This is a genomic window from Hydrogenophaga sp. GW456-12-10-14-TSB4, from assembly GCF_059424305.1.
Window position 1 is genome coordinate 1 of the sequence record NZ_JBWKZH010000112.1, and the last position, 9,327, is coordinate 9,327.

The 9,327-nt window shown below is 68.8% G+C and carries 13 protein-coding genes; 6 read left to right on the forward strand and 7 right to left on the reverse strand.

What is annotated here, in order from left to right; genetic code table 11:
- Positions 1-170 precede the first annotated feature (170 nt).
- Complete coding sequence (locus AC07ZS_RS28810; RefSeq protein ID WP_494801869.1) at positions 171-392, forward strand: hypothetical protein; 222 nt, start codon at positions 171-173, stop codon at positions 390-392.
- Entirely contained in the window at positions 389-892 is a 504-nt protein-coding gene (locus tag AC07ZS_RS28815; protein WP_494801870.1) for a thermonuclease family protein, read from the forward strand. The genes AC07ZS_RS28810 and AC07ZS_RS28815 overlap by 4 nt, the downstream gene beginning before the upstream one ends.
- 10 nt (positions 893-902) lie before the next feature.
- Here the strand turns inward: AC07ZS_RS28815 and AC07ZS_RS28820 are convergent, their stop codons facing one another.
- The 3 genes from AC07ZS_RS28820 to gpmA all read right to left on the reverse strand — a co-directional run bounded on the left by AC07ZS_RS28820 (position 903) and on the right by gpmA (position 4,070).
- Positions 903-1,655 (reverse strand): HesA/MoeB/ThiF family protein, encoded by a 753-nt coding sequence (locus tag AC07ZS_RS28820; protein WP_494801871.1) that lies wholly within the window; start codon positions 1,653-1,655, stop codon positions 903-905.
- A 37-nt stretch (positions 1,656-1,692) separates the two neighbouring features.
- Positions 1,693-3,174 (reverse strand): S41 family peptidase, encoded by a 1,482-nt coding sequence (locus AC07ZS_RS28825; RefSeq protein WP_494801872.1) that lies wholly within the window; start codon positions 3,172-3,174, stop codon positions 1,693-1,695.
- Between the two features lie 152 nt (positions 3,175-3,326).
- Positions 3,327-4,070 carry a 2,3-diphosphoglycerate-dependent phosphoglycerate mutase gene (gene gpmA, locus AC07ZS_RS28830; protein WP_494801873.1) on the reverse strand — a complete coding sequence of 248 codons (744 nt, stop codon included), beginning with the start codon at positions 4,068-4,070 and terminating at the stop codon, positions 3,327-3,329.
- 150 nt (positions 4,071-4,220) lie between these two features.
- On the opposite strand from gpmA, the gene AC07ZS_RS28835 reads away from it, so the two are divergent.
- From AC07ZS_RS28835 to AC07ZS_RS28850, 4 genes are all read left to right on the forward strand, one after another.
- The gene (locus AC07ZS_RS28835) at positions 4,221-4,631 is read left to right on the forward strand and encodes a rhodanese-like domain-containing protein (protein ID WP_494801874.1); all 411 of its coding nucleotides are present in this window, start codon (positions 4,221-4,223) and stop codon (positions 4,629-4,631) included.
- A gap of 41 nt (positions 4,632-4,672) precedes the next feature.
- A complete protein-coding gene (gene grxC / locus AC07ZS_RS28840; RefSeq protein ID WP_291114993.1) occupies positions 4,673-4,930 on the forward strand; it encodes a glutaredoxin 3 in 258 nt (85 codons plus the stop codon).
- 110 nt (positions 4,931-5,040) lie between these two features.
- On the forward strand, positions 5,041-5,499 hold the full coding sequence (gene secB / locus AC07ZS_RS28845) for a protein-export chaperone SecB (protein ID WP_494801875.1): 459 nt from the start codon (positions 5,041-5,043) through the stop codon (positions 5,497-5,499).
- A gap of 19 nt (positions 5,500-5,518) precedes the next feature.
- Positions 5,519-6,541: an NAD(P)H-dependent glycerol-3-phosphate dehydrogenase gene (locus tag AC07ZS_RS28850; RefSeq protein ID WP_494801876.1), complete on the forward strand. Its 1,023-nt coding sequence runs from the start codon at positions 5,519-5,521 to the stop codon at positions 6,539-6,541.
- Here AC07ZS_RS28850 and AC07ZS_RS28855 read toward each other — a convergent pair.
- The 4 genes from AC07ZS_RS28855 to panB all read right to left on the reverse strand — a co-directional run.
- Positions 6,538-6,780 (reverse strand): DUF1272 domain-containing protein, encoded by a 243-nt coding sequence (locus AC07ZS_RS28855; RefSeq protein ID WP_494801877.1) that lies wholly within the window; start codon positions 6,778-6,780, stop codon positions 6,538-6,540. The genes AC07ZS_RS28850 and AC07ZS_RS28855 overlap by 4 nt on opposite strands.
- A 17-nt stretch (positions 6,781-6,797) precedes the next feature.
- Entirely contained in the window at positions 6,798-7,649 is an 852-nt protein-coding gene (gene panC, locus AC07ZS_RS28860; protein ID WP_494801878.1) for a pantoate--beta-alanine ligase, read from the reverse strand.
- A 54-nt stretch (positions 7,650-7,703) separates the two neighbouring features.
- A complete protein-coding gene (locus AC07ZS_RS28865) occupies positions 7,704-8,429 on the reverse strand; it encodes a hypothetical protein (protein ID WP_494801879.1) in 726 nt (241 codons plus the stop codon).
- A gap of 20 nt (positions 8,430-8,449) precedes the next feature.
- Positions 8,450-9,327, reverse strand: an 878-nt coding sequence (gene panB, locus AC07ZS_RS28870; RefSeq protein WP_494801880.1) for a 3-methyl-2-oxobutanoate hydroxymethyltransferase, incomplete at its 5' end; no start/stop codon positions are given.

Here is a 9,327-nt window from a genome sequence, read left to right on the forward strand (position 1 = left end):
GTGGAGGAGGGGCCGCTGCGGGCGGGCTCGGCGCGGGTCTGATCGCCGGGGAAGTCATCCACAACTGAGGTCGGTCTCGAGAGCCCGCACTTGGTGCATCATGGGCGCCTGCGCTGCGCCGCCGACAACCGGGTCGGCCGGTGGAAGCGCAACCATCCGAGGGAATCCCCATGAATGCAGCCAAGCTGGTCGGTCTCGTTCTCATCGTCGCCGGTGTGCTCGGCCTGGTGTACGGCAGCTTCAGCTACACCAAGGACACGGAAGCGGTGAAGCTGGGGCCGCTGGAGCTGTCGGTGAAGCAGAAGGAAACCGTCAATGTGCCGGTGTGGGCCGGGGTTGGCGCCATCGTGGTGGGCGCGGCCTTGCTGGTGCTGGGTGGCAAGAAAGGTTGAGACGGGCTGTTCTTGGGGCGGTCCTGGCGCTGGCGACCGCCGGGGCACTGGGGGCCGCGGCTGACGAACCCACGGTGTACGCCGCGCGGGTCAGCCGCGTGTTCGACGGTGACACGCTGTGGGTCAAGCCGCTGGACGGCGGGCGCTACCGCAAGCTGCGCATCGACGGCATCGACGCACCCGAGATCTGCCAGACCGGCGGCACCGCCTCGCGCGATGCCCTGGCCCGGCGGGTGCTGAACCAGGTGGTGGCGGTGAGCGTGCGCCACCACGACGACTACGGGCGCGGCTTGGCCCGGCTCACGCACCAGGGGGACGACATCGCCGCCTGGATGGTGGTGCAGGGCCAGGCCTGGTCCTACCGCTGGCGCCGCAGCCTGGGGCCGTTCGAGGACGAAGAGGCGCGCGCGAGGCAGGGGCGAAAAGGGCTGTTTGCCGAAGCGTCGGCCGAGTTGCCGCGCGAGTTCCGCCAGCGCCACGGGCCTTGCCCGCTGCCCTGACCCGGCGCGGTCAGTGGGGCTGGCCGCAGACCGCGCATTGCGGGTTCTGCGGCAGCGAGATCGGCGTGAACGCCAGGTCGCGCCCGTCGATCATCAGCAGCTTGCCGGTGAGGCGCGATCCCAGCCCGGTCAGCAGCTTGAGCGCCTCGGCCGCCTGCATCGTGCCCACGATGCCCACCAGCGGCGCGAACACGCCCATGGTGGCGCACAGGGCCTCTTCCACGCCCGCGTCCTCGGGGAACACGCAGGCATAGCAGGGGTTGCCCGGGGTGCGGGTGTCGAACACGCTGAGCTGGCCGTCCATGCGGATCGCCGCGCCCGACACCAGCGGCTTGCGGTGCGCCACGCAGGCGCGGTTGATGGCATGGCGGGTGGCGAAGTTGTCGGTGCAGTCGAGCACCACATCGGCTTGCGCGACCAGCGCGTCGAGCAGCGCCGCGTCGGCCCGTGTGGTGACGGTGGTCACGCGCACGTCCGGGTTGATGGCGGCGATCGCCTCGCGCGCCGACTCGGCCTTGAGGTGGCCCACGCGTGCCAGGTTGTGGGCGATCTGCCGCTGCAGGTTGGTCTCGTCCACGGTGTCGTGGTCCACCAGCGTGATGTGGCCCACCCCCGCGCTGCCCAGGTAGAGCGCCACGGGAGAGCCCAGGCCGCCGGCACCGATCACCAGCGCATGCGAGGCCAACAGGGCCTCCTGGCCTTCGACCCCGAGTTCGTTGAGCAGGATGTGGCGCGAGTAGCGCAGCAGCTGGGCGTCGTCCAAGGCGCTGACCGCGGGCGGTGGCCGCCCGCGGGGTCCATCAGTTTTCTTTTTTCTCTTCGGTGCGCACCGACAGCGTCTTGCTGACCAGCACCGGCTGACCCTTGAGCTGGTTGAGGGCTTGCATCAGCTGGAAGTCCTTGTCGGTGCCGAACTCGGGCACGAGGCGCTGGTTCGGGTTCTTCTTGGCTTCCTCTTCCAGGCGCTTGCGCGCGGCCTCGCGGGCCTCGTCGCGCTGCTGTTCGGCGACGCGCTGCGCATCGGTCATGCCCTGGTCGCCCTTGGCGGCCTCGGTGCCGTTGTTCAGGTGCTTCTGCAGATCGGCTTCGCGCGTGCGCAACGCCGCGAACACGTTGCCTTCGGGGGTCTCATCGACCATCACGTCGGGCACGATGCCCTTGGCCTGGATCGAGTTGCCCGACGGTGTGTAGTAGCGCGCCGTGGTGAGCTTGAGGCCCGTGTCGGGGCCGAGCGGGCGCACCGTCTGCACCGAGCCCTTGCCGAAGGTCTGGCTGCCCAGGATGGTGGCGCGTTTGTGGTCCTGCAGGGCGCCGGCCACGATCTCGCTGGCCGAGGCCGAGCCTTCGTTGACCAGCACCACCAGCGGCAGGCGCTTGAGCGCACCCTGGGTGTTGTCGGTCAGGCGCTTGATCGGGTCGGTGCCGCCGCGGCGCAGGTAGTGCTGCGGCGTGGCCTTGTAGGTGAACTTGCTGTCTTCGAGCTGGCCGTTGGTCGAGACCACGGTCACGTTCTCGGGCAGGAAGGCGGCGGACAGCGCGACGGCCGCGTCGAGCAGGCCGCCCGGGTCGTTGCGCAGGTCAAGCACCAGGCCCTTGAGGTTCGGGTCCGCCTTGTAGATGTCTTCCATCTTGCGGGCGAAGTCTTCGATCGTGCGCTCCTGGAACTGCGACACGCGCACCCAGGCGTAACCGGGCTCCACCACACGCGACTTCACGCTCTGCGTCTTGATTTCCTCGCGCGTGATCGTCACGGGGAAGCTGCGGTTCTCGTCCTTGCGGTAGATGTTGAGCAGCACCTTGGTGCGGGGCTCGCCGCGCATGAGCTTGACGGCGTCGTTGATGCTCAGGCCCTTGACCTGGGTGTCGTCGATCTTGGTGATCAGGTCGCCGGTCTTGAGGCCGGCGCGGAAGGCCGGGGAGTCCTCGATCGGCGAGACCACCTTGACCAGGCCGTCTTCCATCGTGATCTCAATGCCCACGCCGACGAAGCGCCCGCTGGTGCCTTCGCGGAATTCCTTGAACGACTTCTTGTCGAAGTACTGGGAGTGCGGGTCCAGGCTGGCGACCATGCCCGAAATGGCTTCGGAGATCAGCTTCTTCTCGTCCACCGGCTCCACGTAGTCGCTCTTGACCATGCCGAAGACGGCCGCGAGCTGCTGCAGCTCTTCCAGCGGCAACGGGGCCAGCGCGCCGCGCGCGACGGCCTGCAATTGCACCGTGGTCAACGCGCCGGCGACCACGCCAATGGCCACCCAGCCTGCAATCTTCAGCTTGTGACTCACCTGTTTTGCCATCGAAATACCCCAGTAAAAAAGCCCGTGCAGGGCCTGCGGGACCCTCTCGGGTCAATATACACCTTGGAGCATGGCGAAATGCTTCGGTTCCCGGGGGCCCCACATGGTATTCCCCGGGAGGGCGTGACGGATCGCCGGTTTCAGGCCTTGCCCTGCGCCGCCACCGCCGCAGCGGCCTTGGCCGCCGCTTCGGCGTCGCCCAGGTAGTAGTGCCGGATCGGTTTCAGATCGGCGTCGAGCTCGTACACCAGCGGAATGCCGTTCGGGATGTTCACGCCGACGATGTCGTTGTCGGAAATGCCGTCGAGGTACTTCACCAGGGCGCGGATGCTGTTGCCGTGCGCCGCCACCACCACCCGTTTGCCGGCCTTGATCGCCGGCGCCATGGCTTCGTTCCAGAACGGCAAGACGCGTGCCACCGTGTCCTTCAGGCATTCGGTGAGCGGAATCTCTTCGGGCTTGAGCCGGTCGTAGCGGCGGTCGCTGCGCTCGCTGCGCGGGTCCGTGGCCTCCAGGGCGGGCGGCGGCGTGTCGTAGCTGCGCCGCCAGACCAGCACCTGCTCGTCGCCGTACTGCTTGGCCATGTCGGCCTTGTTCAGGCCCTGCAATGCACCATAGTGGCGCTCGTTGAGGCGCCAGCTGTGCACCACCGGCAGCCAGGTGCGGTCCATCTCGTCGAGGGCGTGCCACAGCGTGCGCGTGGCGCGCTTGAGCACACTGGTGTAGGCCAGGTCGAAGTCGTAGCCTTCGGCCTTGAGCAGCCGGCCGGCATTCTTGGCCTGCTCCAGGCCGGTGGCGGTGAGGTCCACGTCGGTCCAGCCGGTGAAGCGGTTTTCCAGGTTCCAGGTGGATTCGCCATGGCGAATCAGGACGAGTTTGTACATGGGCAAGGCGTGCGTTGAAGAGCGGAAATGGGGACGGACGGGGGGATCACAAGCCGGCAAACCGGCCTGGCGGGCGATGTGCCACGGGACCTGATCGGCGCGACACAGCCAAGCATTCTAAAATCCCGGGCTTACTCGAAAGGTGTATCTGTGAGTTTCTTTATTGAAAACTGGGTTCTGATTGCCGTGGCCATCACGTCCGGGGCCTTCCTGCTCTGGCCCCTGGCCTCTGCCGGCGGTCGTGCGGGGTCGCTCAACACGACCGAAGCCGTGCAGCTCATGAACCGCGACAAGGCGGTGGTGGTGGATGTGCGCGATGCCGCCGGTTTTGCGTCCGGCCACGTGATCGGCGCGAAAAACCTGCCCCTGGCCGAGCTGGAGGCCAAGCTGGCCACCACGGTCAAGAACAAGGCGCTGCCGCTGATCTTCGTGTGCGCCAACGGCGCGAGCGCGAACAAGGGCGTGGCCATCGCCAAGAAGCTGGGCTACGAGAACGCGCATGCCCTGACCGGTGGCATGGGCGCCTGGCGCACGGCCAACCTGCCCGTGGAAAAAGCCTGATCATTCAAGCTTGTTCTCACCAGGGTTGACAGGATTTCCGCATGGCCAAGGTCAAGATGTTCACCAGCGCGTACTGCCCGTATTGCAGCCGGGCCCGGGCCCTGCTCGACCGGCGGGGCGTGTCCGACCTGGAAGAGGTGTACGTGGACGGCAAGCCCGAACTGCGCGCACAGATGACCCAGCTCACCGGGCGCACCAGCGTGCCGCAGATCTTCATCGGGGACACCCATGTGGGTGGCTGCGACGACCTGCATGCGCTCGACGGGCGCGGCGGCCTGGTGCCCATGCTGCAGGCCTGAGTCACGAAGCCGCCTTGCCGGGCTGACATAATCCCGGACAGTGCCCGCCGCAGGGACTTCGATCCCCGGCGGGTTTGTTTTTTCCTCCCCGAATCTTTCGAGACACCACCATGGCAGAAAACCAGGACCCCATCTTCCAGATCCAGCGCGTCTACCTCAAGGAAGCGTCCCTGGAGCAGCCCAATTCCCCCGCCATCCTGCTGGAGCAGGAGCAGCCCACGGTGGACATCCAGCTCGGCGTGGAAGCCGGCCCGGTGGCCGATGGCGTGTACGAGATCTGCGTCACCGCCACGGTGACGACCAAGATCAAGGACAAGACCGTGTTCCTGGTCGAAGCCAAGCAGGCCGGCATCTTCGAGATCCGCAACCTGCCGCAGGACCAGATGGGCCCGATCATGGGCATCGCCTGCCCGCAGATCGTCTACCCCTACCTGCGCAGCAACGTGGCCGACATCGTCCAGCGCGGCGGTTTCCCGCCGGTGCACCTGGCCGAAATCAACTTCCAGGCCATGTACGAGCAGCAACAGGCACAAGCCGCCGACGACGCTCCGCGCATCGTCACGCAGTAAGTCCTCTCGCCGGGGACCCATGAACATCGTCGTGCTCGGAGCGGGCGCCTGGGGCACCGCACTGGCCATCGGCGCGGCTGTCCAGGGCGGCGAGTCCCGTCGGGTGACGCTGTGGGCGCGCGATGCGCGCCAGGCCGATGAGATGCGCGCGCAGCGCGAGAACCGGCGCTACCTGCCGGGCGTCGTGCTGCCGCCCCCGGTGACGATCGATGCCGGCCCGCTGGATGCGTCCTCCAAAGCACTGGCGCAGGCCGACCTGGTGATCATCGGCACGCCCATGTCGGGCCTGCGCGGCATGTTGCAGCTGCTGGCGTCGCATCCCGCGCCCGTGGCCTGGCTCTGCAAGGGCTTCGAGGCGCCGCGCGAGGGCGATCCGACCCGCGGCCTGATGGGACACGAGGTGCGGGCCCAGGTGGCGCCGCAGCTCAAGGCCGGGGTGCTCAGCGGCCCCAGCTTTGCGCAGGAGGTGGCCCGAGGCCAGCCGACCGCGCTGGTGGCCGCGAGCGAACACGCCGGCGTGCGCGACGCGCTGGTGGCTGCGTTCCACAGTTCCACGCTGCGCGTGTACGCCAACGAGGACATCGTGGGCGTCGAAGTCGGCGGTGCGGTGAAGAACGTGTTGGCGATCGCCACCGGCCTGTGCGACGGCCTGGACCTGGGCCTGAACGCACGCGCCGCGCTGGTCACGCGCGGGCTGGCCGAAATGACGCGGCTGGGCCTGGCGCTGGGCGCGCGCGCCGAAACTTTCATGGGCCTGTCGGGCCTGGGCGATCTCGTGCTCACCGCCACCGGCGACCTTTCGCGCAACCGCCGCGTGGGCCAGTTGCTGGCCCAGGGCCTGAGCCTTCAGCAGGCGGTGGATTCGCTGGGGCACGTCGCCGAAGGCGTGTACAGCGCCCGCACCGTGGTGCAGCGCGCGCGCCTGCTGGGGGTGGACATGCCGATCAGCGAGGGCGTGGTGGCGCTGCTGGAGGGCCGGCTGCAGCCGGCGCAGGCCGTGGCCGCGCTCATGGGCCGCGACCCGAAGGAAGAAGGCCTTTAGGGCGTGCAGCCCTCGGGCTTGAACACGCGCTCGGTCGAGGCCGGATGGCGGGCCAGCGCGGCGGCCGGCCGGCGCGGGCGGCGCACCAGTTCACCGCCGCAGTTCGGGCAGGTGTGGTTCAGGCGGGTGTCGGCACAGTCGCTGCAGAACGTGCATTCAAAGGTGCAGATGCGCGCCTCGGTGCTCTCGTTGGGCAGGTCCCGGTTGCAGCATTCGCAGTTGGGTCGCAGTTGCAGCATGGCGCAAGCTCCGGTGCTCAGATTTCAAAGTTGTCGATCAGGCGCGTCTTGCCCAGGCGCGCGGCGCCCAGCACCACCAGCGGGTCGCCGGCCTGCGGCGCCTGCAGGTCGGCGCGGCGTCGCACGGTGAGGTAGTCGGGCTGCCAGCCGCGCGCGGCCAGTTCCTTCATGGCGCGTTCTTCCAGCGCCGGCAGGCGCCGCGCCAGGCCGTCGGCGGCGGCCAGGGCGTCGCGCCCCAGGGCCCGCAGGGCCAGCGACAGCTGCACCGCTTCGGCCCGCTCGGTCTCGCTCAGGTAGCCGTTGCGCGAGCTCAGCGCCAGGCCGTCGGCGGCGCGCCGGGTCGGCACGCTCACGATGTTCACCGGCAGGGCGAACTGCTGCGCCATGCGGCGCACCACCATCTGCTGCTGGTAGTCCTTCTGCCCGAAGACCGCGTGGCGCGGGCCCTTGGCCTCGGTCAGTACGCACTGGAACAGCTTCATCACCACGGTGCACACCCCGGTGAAGAAACCGGGCCGGAAATGGCCTTCGAGGATGTCGGCCAGTTCGGCCGGCGGCTGCACCTTGAAGCCCTGGGGCTCGGGGTAGAGGTCCTTTTCCGACGGGGCAAACACCACGTCGCAGCCTTCGGCGGCGAGCTTGTCGCAGTCGGCCTGCAGGGTGCGCGGGTAGGTGTCGAAGTCCTCGTGCGGCGCAAACTGCAGGCGGTTGACGAAGATGCTGGCCACGGTCACGTCGCCCAGGGGTTTGGCGGCGCGGATCAGATCCAGATGGCCGGCGTGCAGGTTGCCCATGGTGGGCACCAGGGCCGGTGCGTTGAACGGCCGCAGCGTGGCGCGCAGCTCTTCGATGGTGTGAACGAGTTTCATGGGTTGATCAGATGGGGGCGAAGCGGCCAGCCGGATGGCATTATCGCCGCGCTCTCAGGGGCGTGCGGCGTGTTGCAGGACGTCGCCCAGCGAGTGGGCCTGCGGCGCATACCACTGCATCGCCGCGCCGCAGAGGATCAGAAAGAGGGCGGTCAACAGAAAAGGCCCGGCCGTGCGCTGCACCGCGGACTCGATCCAGTGCCGGGATTCCAGGCCGCGCAGGCGGCGGTACAGCGTGGCGGCCAGCGCGCCATCGAGCAGCAGTTCGGCGAACAGCACCGGGGCCGCGTACACCACGTACAGCGACGAGAGCGCCAGCCCGATGGCGAACATCACCACGACCAGCGGAATCGCGAATTCGTCGGCATCGGCGACCGAGCCCAGGCTGTCGCCCAGCGGGTTCGTGACCGTGTCCGGCGCATCGAAGCTGGCGGAGGCGCCGCCACCGGCGAAATCCCCGCCGCCCCCGGAAACCGGGGTGGGCAGGGCCGCGCCGTCGGGCGTGCCGCCTGTGTCGCCAAGCCCTCCAGGTGCGTCGATGTAGTCCTGCGCTTTCGTGCGCAGCCACAGCCACAACAGGGCCAGGAAGACGAGGTAGGCCGCCCCCAGCGCCAGCGGGTAGCGCAACCACATGGTCTGCAGGCCGGCCTGCAGCAACAGGAAGGAGGCCAGCAGGCCGGCGGCGCCGGTCAGGGCCACCAGCAGCGCCATCTGCGCGCGCGGCCAGGTGTGGCGTTCCAGGTGCTGTTGCAAGCCCCGAACCAGCCGGGAGCGGTTCATGGGCTGCGGCGGCCTTCGATTCACCAGGCGTGCAGGCTGTCGTCGGGGAAGCTGCCGTCTTTCACGGCGGCCACGTAGGCGGCCATGGCGTCGCGCACGCTGCTGGCGCCTTCCATGAAGTTGCGCACGAACTTCGGGTTCTTGCCCAGGTTGACGCCCAGCATGTCGTGCATCACCAGCACCTGGCCCGCCGTGCCCTTGCCCGCGCCGATGCCGATGGTGTGGCAATGCGGCAACTGGCCGGTGATCTCGGCCGACAGCGCGGCCGGCACCATTTCGAGCACCAGCATGGTGGCGCCGGCGTCCTGCAGCTCCAGCGCGTGGCGCTTGAGCGTGAGCGCAGCCGCGTCGCCGCGGCCCTGCACGCGGTAGCCGCCCAGCGCGTGCACGGTCTGCGGGGTCAGGCCCAGGTGGGCGCACACGGGGATGCCGCGTTCGACCAGGAAGCGCACGGTCTCGGCCGTCCAGCCGCCGCCTTCGAGCTTGATCATGTGGGCGCCGGCGTGCACCAGTTGCGCCGCGCTGCGCATCGCCTGTTCCTTGGACTCGTGGTAGCTGCCGAACGGCAGGTCACCGAGCAGCCAGGCCGTGCCCTGCACGCGGCGCAGGCCGCGCGCCACGCTCTCCACGTGGTAGGCCATGGTCTCCAGCGTCACGCCGGCGGTGCTGGCCAGGCCCTGGCACACCATGCCCAGCGAATCGCCCACCAGGATGCATTCCACGCCGGCGGCATCGGCCACGGCGGCGAAGGTCGCGTCGTAGGCGGTGAGCATGGTGATCTTCTCGCCGCGCTCGCGCATCTCGTTCAGCCGGGGCAGGCTCACGGGCTTGCGCTGGGGCAGGGGCGAGGCCGCCGGCAGGGTGCCGTACGGGGTGGCCATGGGCGTGGGGTTTGTGG